Raw genomic sequence first — 16698 nt, forward strand, 5'->3', positions numbered from 1 at the left:
CCACCCTTGGGGGGAAGGCGCGCAGAGACTCAGGGGGGTCATATGACTTTTGCCCGCATCAGGTCGCCAATGTGGACCACGCCAGTCAGCACGCCTGCGGCATCGGCCACCAGCACGCTGGTGATGCCGTGGGCTTCCATCAGTTCGGCGGCATCTACGGCCAGTGCGTCGGGGGCGATGCGGCGGGGCGAGGGGTGCATGACCTGGGCGGCCGTGGCGGCGCGCAGGTCTGCCCCGGCTTCGATGCGCCGGCGCAGGTCGCCGTCGGTAAAGATGCCTTGAATGTGGCCCGCAGCGTCCACGATGGCGGAGCAGCCCAGGCCCTTGGCGCTCATCTCGCGCATCAGGTCGCTGAAGCTGGCTTCGGGGCTCACGCGGGGCACCTGATCGCCACTGCGCATCACGTCGCTCACATGGGTGAGCAGTTTGCGGCCCAGCGAGCCGCCGGGGTGCGAGCGGGCAAAGTCTTCGGGGCGGAAGCCCCGGGCGTCTAGCAGGGCCACGGCCAGGGCGTCGCCCATCGCCAGTTGGGCGGTGGTGCTGGCGGTGGGGGCCAGATTCAGCGGGCAGGCTTCGCGCTCCACGCTGCAGTCCAGCACCAGGTCGGCATGCTTGGCCAGGGTGGACTGCAGACCGCCGGTCAGCGCGATCAGGGGTGCGCCCAGGCGCTTGAGCACGGGCAGGATGGCGGTGAGTTCACCGCTCTCGCCACTGTTGGAGATGGCCAGCACCACATCGGCGCCAGTGACCATGCCCAGATCGCCGTGGCTGGCCTCTGCGGGGTGCACAAAGAATGCGGGGGTTCCGGTGGACGCCAGGGTGGCGGCGATCTTGCGGCCCACATGGCCGCTCTTGCCCATGCCCATCACCACCAGGCGGCCAGTGGTGGCCAGCACCATCTGCACGGCCTGGGCAAAGCGCTCGTCCACCCGGGCCGCCAGGCCCGTGAGCGCAGCGGCTTCGATTTCAAAGGTCTCGCGCGCCAGGCGCAAGGCTTGCGCCGTGTCAAAAGGAAGGGGCGTGAAGGGGCTGACAGTCATGGCAGGATTCTATCGACCGGGGCCGCTGGCGGCCTGTTGCCGGGCCTTTCGGCCGTCTTGCTGGCAGCGCCGGTGCGATCTGCACTGCCCAGCGCCCATTTGCTGCAGCGGCAGGTGCGCAAACTTGTAACGCTCGGATAGCATCGCTGTATGTCCTCACTTGCTCTGACTTTGCTTTATTTGCTGGCCGCAGTGCTGGGCGTGGTTACCTGTCGCAGTCTCAAATTGCCGCCCATGCTGGGCTATCTGGCCGCGGGCGTGCTGATTGGCCCCCACGCCATGGCGCTGGCGCAAAACTCTGAGGGGGTGCGCCACCTGGGCGAGTTTGGGGTGGTGTTTTTGATGTTTGCCATCGGGCTCGAATTCAGCCTGCCCAAGCTGCTGGCCATGCGCAAGCAGGTGTTTGGGCTGGGGCTGATGCAGGTGTTGCTGACCATGGCAGTGGTGACGGTGGGTGGCGTGGCGTTGTCGCATTGGGTGGGCGGCATCTGGGACATGGGCTGGCAGACGGCGCTGGCGCTGTCAGGCGTGCTGGCCATGAGCAGTACCGCCATCGTGGTCAAGCTGATGGCCGAGCGCGCTGAGCTGGAAAGCGAGCACGGCCGCCGCGTGATGGGGATTCTGCTGTTCCAGGATTTGGCCGTGGTGCCGCTGCTGATCTTGATTCCTGCCCTGGGCTCTGCGTCGGAGCAGTTGCTGCCCGCACTGGGCTGGGCGCTCATCAAGGCCGTGGTTCTGGTGGGGCTGTTGCTCACGGGCGGGCAGCGCTTCATGCGCTGGTGGCTGACCCTGGTGGCCCGCCGCAAGAGCGAAGAGCTGTTCATGCTGAACCTGCTGCTCATCACCCTGGGTCTGGCCTGGCTGACCGAACTGGCGGGCCTGAGCCTGGCGCTGGGCGCGTTCATTGCTGGCGTGCTGGTGTCAGAAACCGAATACCGCCACCAGGTGGGCACGGACATTCGTCCCTTCCACGATGTGCTGCTGGGGCTGTTCTTCATCACCATTGGCATGATGCTGGACTGGCACATTCTGGTGGATCGCTGGGCGCTGGTGCTGGCGCTGCTGGCGGTGCCGCTGCTGGTCAAGGCGGTCATCATTCTGGTGCTGGCGCGGCTGATGGGGGCCACCACAGGGGTGGCGCTGCGCTCGGGTCTGTTCCTGGCGCAGGCGGGCGAGTTTGGCTTTGTGCTGCTGTCGCTCACGCAGGACCATGGGCTGGTGCAGCCGGCGCTGATGAACCCCATCCTCGCGGCCATGGTGCTGTCGATGCTGGCCACGCCCTTCCTCATCATGTACAGCAACCGCATCGTGATGAAGCTGGTGGCCAGCGACTGGATGCAACAGTCGCTGCAGATGACCACCATTGCGCGCAAGACCATCAACACCAGCAAGCACGTCATCATCTGCGGTTACGGCCGCTGCGGCCAGAACCTGGCGCGCATGCTGGAGCGCGAAGGCATTCCCTACATGGCGCTAGACCTAGACCCCGACCGGGTGCGCCAGGCCGCTGCCGCCGGCGACTCGGTGGTGTATGGCGACGCCACCCGCCTGCAAGCCCTGATGGCTGCCGGCTTGGTGCGCGCCAGTGCCGTGGTGGTGACCTACATCGACGTGCCCGCCGCCCTCAAGGTGCTGGCCAACACCCGTTCGCACGCGCCGCAAGTGCCCGTGGTGGTGCGCACGCAGGATGACGCCCACCTCGACAAACTGCAGGACGCTGGCGCCACCGAAGTGGTGCCCGAGGCCATTGAAGGATCCCTGATGCTGGCCAGCCACGCGCTGGCGCTGGTGGGTGTGCCCATGCGGCGTGTGCTGCGCGTGGTGCAGGACCAGCGCGATGCCCGCTACAACATGCTGCGCGGGTACTTCCACGGCGCGGATGACGACACCCCGAACGAGCGCGACCAGGAGCGCATGAGCACCGTGAGCCTGCCTCCGGGAGCCAAGGCCTTGGGCAGCCCGCTGGGCGATCTGGCCCTGAACGCGGTGGGGGTGCGCGTGGTCAACCTGCGGCGCGCCAATGGTCACCAAGCTTCGGCAGCAGACGACGCTGTGCTGCAAGAGGGCGACACCCTGGTGCTGTCGGGCCACCCGACTGCCTTGGCGTTGGCCGAAGACAAGCTGCTGCGCGGCTAGCACGGCTCGCCCGCCCCGGCTCTGCCTTCCAGCGGGGAGCGGAGATTTGGATGAAATTGGCCTGTAGCGCTTATGCAGTAAGCGCAAGCAGCTATGATTTCAGTAGCATTTAAAGCTGATCTGCTGGCACGGGCCTGCCAAACAGGTAGCCCTGGAACTTGTGGCAGCCGTTGCGCAGCAAAAACTCGCGCTGGCCTTCCGTCTCCACCCCTTCGGCCACCACATCCAGCCCCAGGCTCTGGGCCAGGGTGACGATGGTGCAGGCGATGGCGGCGTCGTTGGGGTCGGTAAGCACGTCGCGCACAAAGCTCTGGTCGATCTTGAGTTGATCGAGCGGCAGCCGCTTGAGGTAGCTCAGCGACGAGTAGCCGGTGCCGAAGTCGTCCAGTGAGAAGCCCACGCCCTGCTCGCGCAGGGCGCGCATCTTGGCAATGCCGTCCTCCACGTCCTGCAGCAGCAGGCTTTCCGTCAGCTCAAGCTTGAGCTGGTGCGCGTTGGCGCCGCTTTCCCGCAGCGCGTCCCACACCCGCTTCACGAAATCGGGGTGGCGAAACTCCTGCGCGCTGACGTTTACGGCCACTGTCCAGTCGCAAGTGTCCGGCTGCTGGCTCCACTGCGCCAGCTGGGTGCAGGCCATGCGCAGCACCTGCTGGCCCAGCGGCAGGATCAGGCCCGTTTGTTCGGCCAGCGGAATGAATTCGCCCGGCGACACCATGCCGCGCTGGGGGTGGTTCCAGCGCACCAGGGCTTCCACGCCCATGCGGTGGCCGGCAGCGTTCACCACGGGCTGGTAGTGCAGCAGGAACTCGTCGCGCTCAATGCCCAGGCGGATATCGCCTTCCAGGGCCGAACGTGCCGATGCCGCCGCCTGCATGGCCGGGTCAAAAAAGCACAAGGTGTTGCGGCCTTGGGCCTTGGCCTGGTACATGGCCAGATCTGCGCGCTTGAGCAACTCATGCACCGACTGCTCCTGGTTGCGAAACAGCGTGATGCCGATGCTGGGCGTGCTGTACAGCACGGCGTCCTCCAGCGTGTAGGGCCGGCTCAGCTCCTGCAGCACTTTTTGCGCGACCAGTTCGGCTTCTACCGCCGCTTCGGCGGGCCCCGGCTGCAGCCCTTGCAGAACCAGCACAAATTCGTCGCCGCCCAGGCGGGCCACCGTGTCGCTGGCCCGCACACTGGCGGTGATGCGCTGGGCCACCAGGGTCAGCAGCCGGTCACCCCATTCGTGACCCAGGGTGTCGTTGATGCCCTTGAAGTTGTCCAGGTCCAGAAACAGCAAGGCCCCGTGAGTGCCTTTGCGGGCACTTTGGGTGACGGCGCGCTCCAGGCGATCCATCAGCAGGCGCCGGTTGGGCAGCCCGGTAAGCTCGTCGTAGAACGCCAGGCGTTGGATCTCGGCTTCGGCCTGCTTTTGCGCCGTGATGTCGCGCCCGATGCCCCGGTAGCCCGCAAACTGGCCTTGCTTGTCAAAGATGGGCTCTCCGCTGACGGACACCCACATCCACTCGCCCGAGGGCTTGCGGCGCTGGATCTCAAAGTTGTGGAACACCTCATGGGCCTGCAGCTGGGCACGGTGTTCCCGCCACAGCTTGTCATCCACAAAGGTGTTGTCCAGCTCCCAGAGGGTGCGGCCGTAGAAGGAGTCGTCCTGGATGCCCACCTGGTTGCTGGAGCGCCCGTCCAGCCGCACAAAGCGCAGTTGCTCGTCCTGCTCCCAATACCAGTCGGAGGACAGGTGAGTCAGGCTGCGCCAGCGCGCTTCACTTTGGCGCAGGGCCTCCAGGGTGCTCACGTAATCGGTCACGTCGGTGAACGTGCGTACCAGGCCGCCATCGGGCATGGTGCGGGTGCGCACTTCCAGGGACCGCCCCTTGCGCGTGCGGCGCACATAGGTGTCGGGCACCGTCTGGCCGCGCCCTTTCACCGCGTATTCGGCTTGCACGTAGGCCCGCGCGCCGGCTTCTATCAGCTCAAAGCCCTGGCCAAAGTCGCCACGCTCGGTTTGAAAGCGCACGATGTCTTCATGCGTGGGCTCGGTGGCCATGAACTCGCGGGGCAGCTCCAGCAGTTCCAGGTAGCGCTGGTTGAACACGCGGATCTTGCCGTCGGCATCCACCTTCACGATGCCCTGCGGGACGCTGGCCAGCGTGGCTTCCAGGGCGTTGGTTTTTTCACCCAGCAGCGCGCTGGTGCGCACCAGCTGGGCGTCCACCTGGCGCCGGTCTTCTTCAGCCCGGCGCGCCATTTCCAGCTGGCCCACGGTGCTGAGCAGCGGCTGCAGGAACTGGATGTCCGCACTGCCGTAGCCGCTGTGGCTGTTGGCCAGCACCACCACCGCCACCAGCTCCTGCGCGGCATGAATGGGCAGCGCCATGCAAGCCCCCAGCGGCGGCAGTCCGGCGGGCAGCGGCTGGCAACTGGCGTCGGCGTCTTTCAGAATCAAGGGCTGTTCGTGTTTCAGCACCTGCCCGACCAGTGGGGTGGTGTTGTCAAAAACCCGTGCCTCCTGAAGGCGGCGCACGGTCTGCATGCGCGTGGCCTCATCCCGGCGGATGTCCGTCATGGCGTGCAAGTGCAGCGTGGGCGAGCCACCGGGCGTGTGCTGTACGTGGCCCACCATGCCAAAGCTGCTGCGGGTCAGCTCCATCAGCTCGTCGAGCAGGGCATCGAAAGCAGCTTCGGGCTTGGCACTGGCAATGAACACCGCCTGCGCCCGCGAGATGGCCTGTAGCAAGCGGTGCTGGCGGGTGAGCATGGCCTCGGCGGACCGCCGCGCGCGGGCGCTGGTACTGCGTTCCAGCACGGCCTCAATCTGCGCAGGCAGCGCCAGCAGGTAGTTGGAATCGGGGTCTTGCACCGCAAAGTCGGCAAACCCATGGCGCATGGCATGTGCCGCATGGCCTTCCAGCCCCGGCCGCACCAGCACCAGGGCGGGAATGCCCTGCAGCACCTCCAGCACATCAAAGGCGGTGCCGTCTTGAAGCTGGTGACGGCAGATCACGATGTCCACGCCGCCCTGGCGCACACGCTGCAGCCCCGCCTGCACGCTGGTGGCCACATCCACCTGCCAGCCCAGCCAGGGGTCGGCCAAGGCCGACACCACCACCTGCGCGTGGCAGGCATTGTTGTCAATGAGAAGGACGCAGATAGGCATGGCGATGCAAGGTTACTGGCCCAATTGCAAGAGCCGTACCCGGCCGCATGCCGCAGCCGTTACCGAAGGGGGCCAGGGACAGGGCCCGGGGTACAAGTACGTTGGCTTCATTGCAGTTCTGTGCGTGCGGGGGCGAACCAGAGTGGCTCGCTTGCCATTGTGCAGAGAAGTCGCCCAAGGCGCACACAATTTGGAACAATATCGGGCTTGGCGTTGTTCTACTGTGCAGTGTGCGCGGGGCAGCGCCGCCTGGGAACCCGTGTTTTCGCGCCCCCAGGGCTTTTCCCCCTGTGGGGGCTTCGCCCCTTTGGGGTGTTTTTTTTGCCGCAATGCGCTTGCTTCAGGCGCGCGGCCTCATGCCATGCAGTCGTTCAGCGTCAACCAATACCTTCGTCAACACATCCGCACCGTGCCCGACTGGCCCGCGCCCGGTGTGCAGTTCCGAGACATCACGCCCCTGCTGCAGGACCCCAAGGTGTTCCGCGTGCTGATCGACGCCTTTGTGCACCGCTACATGGACAAGGCCCTGCGCCCCGACGTGGTGGCCGGGCTGGATGCGCGTGGCTTCATTCTGGGCGCCGTGGTGGCCTATGAGCTGAACGTGGGCTTTGTGCCCATCCGCAAAAAGGGCAAGCTGCCCTTCACCACCGTGGAAGAGACCTACGAGCTGGAATACGGCAGCGCCACCGTGGAGCTGCACACCGATGCCGTGAAACCCGGCGACCGCGTGCTGCTGATTGACGACCTGATCGCCACCGGCGGCACCATGATGGCCGGGCGCCGCCTGCTGGAAAAGCTGGGCGCCACCGTCACCGAGGGCGCGGCGATTGTCGATCTGCCCGAGCTGGGGGGCTCGGCCCGGCTGAAAGAGTCTGGCTTGCCGCTGTTTACGTTGGTGGACTTTGCCGGTCATTGATGCTTGCTACCGCGTGCATCTAGCCGCCTTCGGGCGGCTTTTTCGTTTATTGCGCGCGAATACCATTTTTGCAAAACCCTGTGTTTTGACTTTGATGGTAAGAATTCGTAGACTTTCCCCGTGTTTCACTACCTGCCACGCAGGTGTTCAACCCTTGAGTGAAGTGCCGCCGGGAGTCGTGCTTGCGACTCTGTATTGCCAACGCATTGGCAATGGCAGCACCCGGAGCGGGCATGCGTCCGCTCCAACCATGTCGAGCGAGCTGGTCTCGCGCAGCGGCCCGTCCGCTACTCGACCCTTGCGCACGCCTGCCGCGTGCCATCCGGGTCGGTCTCTGTAAATCCCACGTTTTTCGTGCCGTTGGGCGCGCCGCATGGCGCTGCCAGGCTGCTGCATCGCCAAAGCGTGGGCTTGTCGCCCCTCTCGAACCCTGCGCTCGTGCGGGGCGGCTTGTGTCGTTCAACCGGGAGGAGGAAGTCCATGGCAAAACAAATTGTGATTGACCACGTGTTCAAGGTCTTTGGAGACGATCCACAAGAGGCCCTGGCGCTGGTTCGCCAAGGCCTGAGCAAGCAGGAGGTCCTGGCCCGCACGGGGCAGTCCATCGGGGTGTTTGACGCCCACCTGTCGATCGAGGCGGGCGAGATTTTTGTGGTCATGGGCCTGTCGGGCTCTGGCAAATCCACCCTGGTGCGGCTGCTGAATTTGCTGATTGAGCCCAGCGCCGGTCGCATCCTGGTGGACGGGGTGGACATCGCGCAGCTGCCCGACGCGCAACTGCGAGCGCTGCGTCGCAAAGACATCAGCATGGTGTTCCAGTCGTTTGCCCTGATGCCCCACATGACGGTGCTGGACAACACGGCACTGGGCCTGGAGCTGGCGGGCGTGGATCGCGCCCAGCGCCAGGCGCAGGCAGCCCAGGCGCTGGAGCAGGTGGGTCTGGCCGGGTGGGGCGACAGCTACCCGGACGAACTCTCCGGCGGGATGCAACAGCGCGTGGGGCTGGCCAGGGCGCTGGCGTCGGACCCCTCGATCCTGCTGATGGATGAAGCGTTTTCAGCGCTGGACCCCATCATCCGCACCGAAATGCAGTCGGAGCTGCTGCGCCTGCAAAAGGTGCGGCGGCGCACCATCGTCTTCATCTCGCACGACCTGGACGAGGCCATGCGCATTGGCGACCGCATCGCCATCATGAAAGACGGGCAGGTGGTGCAAGTGGGCACGCCCGACGACATTCTGCGCAACCCCGCCAACGACTATGTGCGCAGTTTCATCCGTGGTGTGGACGCTGCCGCCGTGTTCAAGGCCTCGGACATCGCCCGAAAGCCCCTCACCGTGGTGGCCGAGCATGCCGACCGGGGCTCGCGCGCGGCGTTGAAGATGCTGCAGGACCAAGACCGCGAGTACGCGTATGTGGTCAGCCCCGCGCAGCAGTTTTTGGGGGTGGTGTCGGCAGAGTCCTTGCGCTCGGCTTTGGCAGGGCACCAGGGGCCCTTGGGTCTGGCGCATGCCTACCTGCCAGCGGTGCAGCCCATCGTGGCGGACGAACCCGTCAGCGAGCTGTTTGGCCGCGTCGCCAGTGCGCCCTTCGCGATGCCCGTGGTGCAGCCGGACGGCCGCTTTGGTGGCGCCATCAGCAAGACCACCTTGCTCAAGTTTCTGGACCGGGACACCCCGCCGGTGCCACCTTCGCAGCCCGCTTTGGCATCAGCGCAGATGCACTGATCTGCCCCAAGCCGCCCTGCCATTCCAGAATTTGAAAGACCCTGAACCATGTCCGATCTGACCGTTGAAAAGAATCCTTACGAAGCGCCATCCTCCCAAGCACCCATGACCGCAGACGCCGCGCCGCCGCAACCCGACCAGGCGGCACAGGCGGCAGACAACCCGTGGGCCACCCCCGATGCCGCCAGCACGGCCGCGCCTGACAACCCTTGGGGCGACACCGTCGCCACCCCGGATGCCGGGGGCGACTGGATGGGGGCGGCCCCCACCGCGCCCCTGGACGCGACCACGGGCCGGGAGGGCGCCGACCCTGGGTTTGCGCTGCACCAGCTGTGGGACGGCAGCTTGCCGGTGGAGTCCTGGATCAACCAGGGGCTGGACTGGGTGGTGACGAATTTCCGTCCTTTCTTCCAAGCGGTGCGAGGGCCCATCGATGGCGTACTCACCCAGATGGAGGGCTTGCTGCAAAGCGTGCCGCCGCTGTGGATGGTGGCCATTTTGAGTTTGCTGGCCTGGCAGTGCGCGGGCCGTGGTGTGGCCATCGGTGCCGCAGTGTCCTTGCTGCTGGTGGCCATGCTGGGCATCTGGTCCGAGGCCATGGTCACGCTTTCGCTGGTGCTGACCTCGCTGGCGTTTTGTCTGGCCATCGGCTTGCCGCTGGGCATCCTGCTGGCGCGCAGCGACCGGGCCCAACGCTGGATGCGCCCGTTCCTGGACGCCATGCAAACCACGCCCGCCTTTGTCTATCTGGTCCCTGTCGTGATGCTGTTTGGCATCGGCAATGTGCCGGGTGTGGTGGTCACCATCGTGTTCGCGCTGCCTCCGCTGGTGCGGCTGACCAACCTGGGTATTCGCCAGGTGCGCCCGGACCTGATTGAAGCGGCCCGCGCCTATGGCGCTTCGCCCTGGCAAATGCTGGTCAAGGTGCAGCTGCCGCTGGCCATGCCTTCCATCATGGCGGGCATCAACCAGTCGCTGATGCTGTCGTTGTCCATGGTGGTCATCGCTTCCATGATCGCGGTGGGTGGCCTGGGCCAGATGGTGCTGCGGGGAATCGGGCGCCTGGACATGGGGCTGGCCACGGTGGGTGGCCTGGGCATTGTGTTGCTGGCCATCACCCTCGACCGCGTCACCCAGGCCATGGGCCAGCCGCGCCGTGGCACGCGCCACTGGTGGCAAGCCGGCCCGGTGGGCCTGGTGGTTGGGCTGCTGGCGCGCTTTCGCGCAGCGCCTGCCGAGCGTGTGGCACACGCGCCAGCAGACACCGCAGGCGGCGTCCCGCTGCCCGCGGCCCACGCGACCGTCTGACGCGAGCGCATTCGCCTGCGCGCCCACCTGCGCGTTCCCCGCGCTCATCTTTTGATCGTTGCGAACCCGCTGTGGCGGCGGGCGCGCAGGTCTATTGCATTCAAACCACTGTGAAGGAGCACATTCATGCACAACCCAAATTTGATTTCAGGCGTTTCTCTGCGGGCGCGCCAGCACATCGCCAAGGCGCTGGCAATCGGCGCGTTGTCGTTCGTGGCTGCCAGCGCCGTACAGGCCGATGCGACCTTGCCCGGCAAGGGCACCACCGTTCAGCCCATTCAAAGCTCGATCGCGGAAGAAGCGTTTCAGACCATTCTGGTCTCCAAGGCGTTGGAGAAGCTGGGCTACACCGTCAAAGCGCCCCAGGAGACCGAGTACGCCACCGGCCATCTGGCGCTGGCCAATGGTGATGCCACCTTCATGGCCACCCATTGGGACCCACTGCATGCCGACTTCTATCGCAATGCGGGCGGGGACGACAAGCTGTGGCGGCAGGGCACTTATGTGCGCAATTCCTTGCAGGGCTACTTGATCGACAAGAAGACGGCAGACCAATACAAGATCACCCACATCTCGCAACTGTCCGACCCGGCCCTGGCCAAGCTGTTTGACACCAATGGCGACGGCAAGGCGGACTTGACCGGTTGCAACCCGGGCTGGGGCTGTGAGCTGGTCATCGAGCACCAACTCACGGCCTACAAGTTGCGCGGCACCGTCACGCACAACCAGGGCAGCTATGCCGCGCTGATTGCCGACACCATCGCGCGCTACAAGCAAGGCAAGCCCATCCTGTACTACACCTGGACGCCCTACTGGGTCAGCGGCGTGCTGCAGCCTGGCAAGGATGTGGTCTGGCTGCAGGTGCCGCACTCATCGCTGCCGGGCGAGCAGGCCAAGCTCAGCACCCAGCTGCCAGACGGCAAGGACTTTGGCTTCACGGTCAACACCCAGCGCATTGTGGCCAACAAGGCGTTTGCGCAGAAGAACCCCGCGGCCGCCAAGCTCTTTGAGGTCATGCAACTGCCGGTGGCGGATGTCAACGCGCAGAACCTGCGCATGCGCGATGGCGAGAACAAGCCCCAAGACATTGAGCGCCATGTGAATGGCTGGATCAAAGCCCACCAAAAGACCTTTGACGGGTGGGTGGCGCAGGCGCTGGCGGCGGCGCGTTAAGGCAGAGACGTAGTCAGGCGCTGCAATGCGCCTGCTCGGCCAGCCGCTGCGTGAGCCAGCCTGCAAAGTCATTCCAGTGGGTGCGTGTCATGGTGGTACTCCGCTGTGGTCAGGCAACCGCCGGGTCGGCTTGCGCCACCGGCGCGTTCTGTTTGCGTGCCCAAGCCTTCTCATGGAAGAAGAAGGCCACCGCCTGCACCGTGGGCTCCAGCAAGCTCAGGGTGAGCGACGCGAGCAAATTGCCCGTGACGGCGTAAGCCACCATGGCAGCCACGCAGATGTGGATGACGTAGTAGCTGGCCGTCTTCAAGAGCATGGTTTTGTTCTGATGGGCGATGCGGCGGATGTGGGACATGGCGGGCTCCTCAATCGGTGGTGGTGCCGGGTGAGCGGCTTGGGTTCAAATGGTAGGCATTCTCAATAGCAATAGCCAATCAAAAAGTTCTAACCTGCAGATAGAGGCTATGCATGGGGCGTCCGGCCGTGTGGGCCTGCGCCTGCCATGTGCCCCTGTTCCCCCTTGGGAGGCAACACCCCTGTTGCTATGATGGTCGGCCTTACAACAGCGATCACGCAAGGGAGAAGACATGGCCCTGATGGACTTCATCAAGAAGCAGTTCATTGACGTCATCCAGTGGACGGAAGACAGCGACGGCACGCTTGCCTGGCGCTTCCCCATGGCGGGCATGGAAATCCAGAACGGCGGCACGTTGGTGGTGCGCGAGTCGCAAATGGCCGTGTTCGTGAACGAGGGCAAGGTGGCCGACGTGTTCGGCCCCGGCACCTACAAGCTCACCACCCAGACGCTGCCGGTGCTCACCTATCTGAAGAACTGGGACAAGCTCTTCGAGTCCCCCTTCAAGAGCGACGTGTACTTCTTCAGCACGCGCCAGCAGATCGACCAGAAGTGGGGCACCCCTCAGCCCATCACCATCCGCGACAAGGACTTTGGGGCGGTGCGCCTGCGCGCCTTCGGCAACTACGCCTTCCGCATTGCCGACCCCAAGCTGTTCCATACCGAAATCTCCGGCACCCGCGAGTCCTACACCGTGGCCGAGCTGGATGGGCAGCTGCGTGGCCTGGTGCTGCAAAACATCAGCAACGCCATTGCCAGCAGCGGCCTGCCGTTCCTGGACCTGGCCGCCAACCAGATCGCCTTTGCCAACGCACTGGCGCAAGAACTGCAACCGGCCTTTGCCAAGATCGGGCTGCAGCTCGAAGCCATGACGGTGCAAAACGTCTCGCTGCCTGAAGAGCTGCAAAAGATCCTCGACCAGAAGATCGGCATGGGCATGGTCGGCAACGACATGGGCAAGTTCATGCAGTACCAGACGGCGCAGGCGATCCCCAAGTTTGCCGAAGGCGCGGGCAATGGCGGCGGTGTGGCGGGTGATGCCATGGGCTTGGGTGCCGGCGTGGCGCTGGGCCAGGTGCTGGCGCAAAACCTGCAGCAAGGCCTGCAGGGCGGCGCTGCCCAGGCGGCCCCCGCTGCAGCGGCCCCGGTGGGCGTGCGGCCCGACGAAGTCATGGCCACGCTGGAGAAGCTGGCCGACCTCAAGGCCAAGGGCATCCTCACCCAGGAAGAGTTCGACACCAAGAAGGCAGAGCTGCTGAAGAAGCTGGTCTGACCGGATCTTGATTGCTATTGAATCAATAGCTACTAGCGCTTGATGCATAAGGGCTGGAGGCATATTTTGCCTTCAGCCCTTGTTCGCAAGTGAAGCCTTCTTGTCCACTGCCTTCCCATGGCCACAGACCCCACCCAGCGCGCCTATCGCGCCCCTTGCCCCGGCTGTGGCGCGCCGGTGGAATTCAAAAGCGCCCAGTCCACCCATGCCGTGTGCGGCTACTGCCAAAGCACCGTGGTGCGCAGCGGCGACGTGCTCACGCGCCTGGGCAAGATGGCCGAGCTGTTCGACGACCACAGCCCGCTGCAGCTTTTTGCCAGCGGGCGCATCACCCTCGATGGCAAGGAGCAGCCCTTCACCCTGATCGGCCGCCTGCAGTTCAAAAGCGATGCAGGCGTGTGGACGGAGTGGGTGGCCTTCCTGGAAGACGGCAGCACCGCCAGCCTGGGGGAAGACAACGGCGCCTACGTCTTTACCCGCAAGATCGACCCCGGCCGCGAGCTGCCCGAAGCCAGCCGCTTTCGCCTGGGGGCCACCACCGCCATCAACGGCAAGAGCTATAGCGTGGCCTACAGCGGCAGTGCACAGCTGGTGTCGGCCCAGGGCGAACTGCCCCAACTGCCGCCGCTGGGCCAGCCGTTTGACATGGTGGAACTGCGCAGCGCCGATGGCGAGGTGCTCAGCATCGACTACGGCCACACCCCGCCCCGCGTGGAGCGGGGGCGCTCGGTGCTGCTGGAAGACCTCAAGCTGCAGGGCCTCAAAGACGAATCGGCCAAGGAAGAAAAAGGCCGGCAGTTCAACTGCCCGCATTGCGGCGCACCGGTGCAGGTGCAGCTGTCCACCACCAAGAGCCTGACCTGTGGTTCGTGCAACAGCCTGATTGATCTGAACAGCGGCGTGGGCGGCGAGTTGCGCGCCGCTGTGCAAGACGAGCCCGTGCAGCCCCTCATCCCGCTTGGCAGCAAAGGCCAGTTGCAGGGTGTGCTCTGGCAGGTGGTGGGCTTCCAGCACCGCATGGGCGTGGAGCCTGGCGACGACGAGCACTTTGGCTGGAGCGAATACCTGCTCTACAACCAAAAGCGCGGCTTTGCCTTCCTGGTCGATTCCGAAGAAGGCTGGAGCATGGTGCGCCCCACCACTGGCGCGCCCCAGCTCTCGTCCAACGGCCGCACCGCCACGTACATGGGCACCAAGTACGAGCTCAAATACAGCTACGAGGCAGAAACCACCTACGTGCTGGGCGAGTTCTACTGGCAGGTGAGCCGGGGGCAGAAGACCAGCAACCGCGACTTTGCCAGCAGCAAGGGCGTGCTCTCGCTGGAGCAAAGCCGCAATGAGGTCACCTGGTCCGCCGGCGACAAGATCGCCAGCGACACGGTGGCCAAGGCCTTCAAGCTCGATGACAAGAAAGACGTGCTGCAGCGCGACGACCCCGGCCCCTTCGTGGCCAAGTCGGGCATGGGTTGCGGCACCATCATCCTGATTGCGGTGGTCATCATCATCCTGCTCATCATCCTCAGCCGCTGCTCCAGCTGCGACCCGCGGGTGGAAAACTGCTCGTCCAGTTCCAGCTACCGCAGCTCGGGTGGCTCGTACGGCGGCTACTCCTCGGGCGGCGGCCATAAATGACATCGCAATGACATCGAAACAACCCGAATTTCACCGGAGAACCGCATGACCAAATTTGAATGGCTTCACCCCCTGTCCATCGGCGGCACCTTGCTCTATGCCCTGATGGGCATCATCATCTTCTGGGTCGCTTTCATCATCATCGACAAGATCACGCCCTACGACCTGTGGCGCGAGATTGTGGAAAAGCAGAACAAGGCCCTGGGCATGGTCGTGGCTGCGATGTGCCTGGGCATCAGCATCATCGTGGCGGCGGCCATCCATTGAGCGTTGGGGCCTGTAGTGCCGCCCAGCCCGCTGCGGCGGGCTGCTTTTCATGTCTGCGTCTCGACCTTCGGTGCCTGTGCTGATGACGCCCGCACCCGCTAGCGCCGCACCTCTGCGCCTTCTCCATGCCTCTCGCTGAAAGCACCCCACCTCCAGCCCTTGCGCCCCTTGCCTCGGGCGCAGGGCCGCGCCCCATCGACATCGCCTTGCTCATCAGCGTCTTCGTGGTCGCGGCCTGCGGGCTGCTGTACGAGCTGGCGGCGGGGGCGCTGGCGTCGTATGTGCTGGGCGACTCGGTGCTGCAGTTCTCCACCATCATCGGCACGTACCTGTTTGCCATGGGCGTGGGGTCGTGGCTGTCGCGCTACTTTGAGCGGCAACTGCCCGCGCACTTTTTGCGCATTGAGCTGCTGGTAGCTCTGATCGGTGGCGCGCTACCAGCCACATTGTTTCTGGCCAATGCCTATGTGCCGGGGGCGTTCCGGTTCTTGCTATACGGCATGGTGCTGATGGTGGGCACGCTGGTGGGGCTGGAGATTCCGCTGGTCATGCGCATCTTGAAGCGCAACACCGTGCTCAAGGACCTGGTTTCGCAGGTACTCACGTTCGACTACCTGGGCGCGTTGGCAGTGTCGCTGGCGTTTCCGCTGCTCCTGGTGCCGCAGCTGGGGCTGATCCGTACCGGGCTGCTGTTTGGCCTGATGAACGCAGCCGTGGCGCTGTGGGCGGTGTGGCTGTTTCGCGGTGAGCTGCGCCGCCTGCGCGCCCATGCCGTGGCCTGCGTGCTGGTGCTCGGCACGCTGCTGGCAGGCTTTGTGGGGGCAGACCACATCACCACCCTGGCCGAAGACAAGTTCTACCAGGACCGCATCGTGTTCAGCACCGCATCGCCCTACCAGCGCATCGTGGTCACCCAGGGCAAGGCGGGGCACCGGCTGTTTCTCAATGGCAACCTGCAATTTGCCGAGCGTGACGAGTACCGCTACCACGAGGCCCTGGTGCACCCGGCCATGGCAGCGCACGGTGCGCCCAAGCGCGTGGCCGTGCTGGGCGGGGGCGACGGCATGGCGGTGCGCGAGATTCTCAAGTACCCCTCGGTCGAATCGGTCACCCTGGTGGAGCTGGATCCGGCCATGACCCAGGCCTTCACGGCCAACCCCATGCTGGCGCGGCTGAATGGCGCTGCCCTGCAAAGCCCGAAGCTGCACATCGTCAACACCGATGCCTTCCAGTGGCTTCAGCACGGGCAGGACACTTTCGATGTGATCGTGGTGGACTTCCCTGATCCCACCAATTTCTCCATCGGCAAGCTCTACACCAACAGCTTTTATGCGCTGCTGGACAAGCGGCTGGCCGCCAGTGGCTACGCCGTGGTGCAGACCACCTCGCCGCTGGTGGCGCGCCAGAGCTTCTGGACGGTGGTGCAGACCATCGAATCCGTGGGCCTCTCGACAGCGCCGTACCACGCCCATGTGCCCAGCTTTGGTGAATGGGGCTATGTCATTGCCAGCCGCAGACCCTGGCGCCTGCCCGATGCCTTGCCGCCGGGGCTGCGGTTTTTGAGCCCCCCGTCGCTGCCGCTGCTGTTCGACTTTCCGCTGGACATGGCGCGGGTGCCGGCCGATGTGAACCGCCTGTCCAACCAGGCGCTGGTACACAGCTACGAGCGCGAATGGGGCAGGGTGGTGGCGCATTGAGCCGCCCTTGGTCCGTGCC

Annotated in this window: 12 protein-coding genes; 9 read left to right on the top strand and 3 right to left on the bottom strand. The window is 65.0% G+C overall.

Annotation, left to right across the window (positions count from 1 at the left end; all coding sequences use genetic code 11):
- Nucleotides 1-38: 38 nt before the first annotated feature.
- Nucleotides 39-1040 (bottom strand): KpsF/GutQ family sugar-phosphate isomerase, encoded by a 1002-nt coding sequence (locus PQV96_RS00740; RefSeq protein ID WP_198846972.1) that lies wholly within the window; start codon nucleotides 1038-1040, stop codon nucleotides 39-41.
- 150 nt (nucleotides 1041-1190) lie between these two features.
- Here PQV96_RS00740 and PQV96_RS00745 point away from each other — a divergent pair, with 150 nt between their 5' ends.
- The gene (locus tag PQV96_RS00745; RefSeq protein ID WP_273624249.1) at nucleotides 1191-3176 is read left to right on the top strand and encodes a monovalent cation:proton antiporter family protein; all 1986 of its coding nucleotides are present in this window, start codon (nucleotides 1191-1193) and stop codon (nucleotides 3174-3176) included.
- Nucleotides 3177-3285: 109 nt separating this feature from the next.
- Here the strand turns inward: PQV96_RS00745 and PQV96_RS00750 are convergent, their stop codons facing one another.
- A complete protein-coding gene (locus PQV96_RS00750) occupies nucleotides 3286-6333 on the bottom strand; it encodes an EAL domain-containing protein (protein WP_273624250.1) in 3048 nt (1015 codons plus the stop codon).
- A 361-nt stretch (nucleotides 6334-6694) separates the two neighbouring features.
- On the opposite strand from PQV96_RS00750, the gene PQV96_RS00755 reads away from it, so the two are divergent.
- The 4 genes from PQV96_RS00755 to proX all read left to right on the top strand — a co-directional run bounded on the left by PQV96_RS00755 (nucleotide 6695) and on the right by proX (nucleotide 11455).
- Nucleotides 6695-7249, top strand: a complete 555-nt coding sequence (locus PQV96_RS00755) for an adenine phosphoribosyltransferase (protein WP_066694640.1) — start codon at nucleotides 6695-6697, stop codon at nucleotides 7247-7249.
- 480 nt (nucleotides 7250-7729) lie between these two features.
- Entirely contained in the window at nucleotides 7730-8974 is a 1245-nt protein-coding gene (proV, locus tag PQV96_RS00760) for a glycine betaine/L-proline ABC transporter ATP-binding protein ProV (protein WP_044396171.1), read from the top strand.
- Nucleotides 8975-9022: 48 nt separating this feature from the next.
- The gene (proW, locus tag PQV96_RS00765; RefSeq protein WP_273624251.1) at nucleotides 9023-10282 is read left to right on the top strand and encodes a glycine betaine/L-proline ABC transporter permease ProW; all 1260 of its coding nucleotides are present in this window, start codon (nucleotides 9023-9025) and stop codon (nucleotides 10280-10282) included.
- 126 nt (nucleotides 10283-10408) lie between these two features.
- Nucleotides 10409-11455: a glycine betaine/L-proline ABC transporter substrate-binding protein ProX gene (gene proX / locus PQV96_RS00770; RefSeq protein ID WP_082759303.1), complete on the top strand. Its 1047-nt coding sequence runs from the start codon at nucleotides 10409-10411 to the stop codon at nucleotides 11453-11455.
- Between the two features lie 109 nt (nucleotides 11456-11564).
- Here proX and PQV96_RS00775 read toward each other — a convergent pair whose 3' ends face one another.
- Nucleotides 11565-11810, bottom strand: coding sequence for a DUF2061 domain-containing protein (locus PQV96_RS00775; RefSeq protein WP_066789198.1), 246 nt, complete (start codon nucleotides 11808-11810; stop codon nucleotides 11565-11567).
- A gap of 232 nt (nucleotides 11811-12042) precedes the next feature.
- Here PQV96_RS00775 and PQV96_RS00780 point away from each other — a divergent pair, with 232 nt between their 5' ends.
- From PQV96_RS00780 to PQV96_RS00795, 4 genes are all read left to right on the top strand, one after another.
- Nucleotides 12043-13083 carry an SPFH domain-containing protein gene (locus PQV96_RS00780; protein ID WP_273624252.1) on the top strand — a complete coding sequence of 347 codons (1041 nt, stop codon included), beginning with the start codon at nucleotides 12043-12045 and terminating at the stop codon, nucleotides 13081-13083.
- A 117-nt stretch (nucleotides 13084-13200) separates the two neighbouring features.
- Nucleotides 13201-14715, top strand: coding sequence for a DUF4178 domain-containing protein (locus tag PQV96_RS00785; RefSeq protein ID WP_273624253.1), 1515 nt, complete (start codon nucleotides 13201-13203; stop codon nucleotides 14713-14715).
- Between the two features lie 45 nt (nucleotides 14716-14760).
- On the top strand, nucleotides 14761-14982 hold the full coding sequence (locus PQV96_RS00790; protein ID WP_066789207.1) for a DUF350 domain-containing protein: 222 nt from the start codon (nucleotides 14761-14763) through the stop codon (nucleotides 14980-14982).
- A gap of 125 nt (nucleotides 14983-15107) precedes the next feature.
- Nucleotides 15108-16679, top strand: a complete 1572-nt coding sequence (locus tag PQV96_RS00795) for a polyamine aminopropyltransferase (protein ID WP_273624254.1) — start codon at nucleotides 15108-15110, stop codon at nucleotides 16677-16679.
- Nucleotides 16680-16698 lie beyond the last annotated feature (19 nt).

This window comes from Acidovorax temperans (assembly GCF_028596105.1).
In the GTDB taxonomy this organism is placed as follows: Bacteria; Pseudomonadota; Gammaproteobacteria; order Burkholderiales; family Burkholderiaceae_C; genus Acidovorax; species Acidovorax temperans.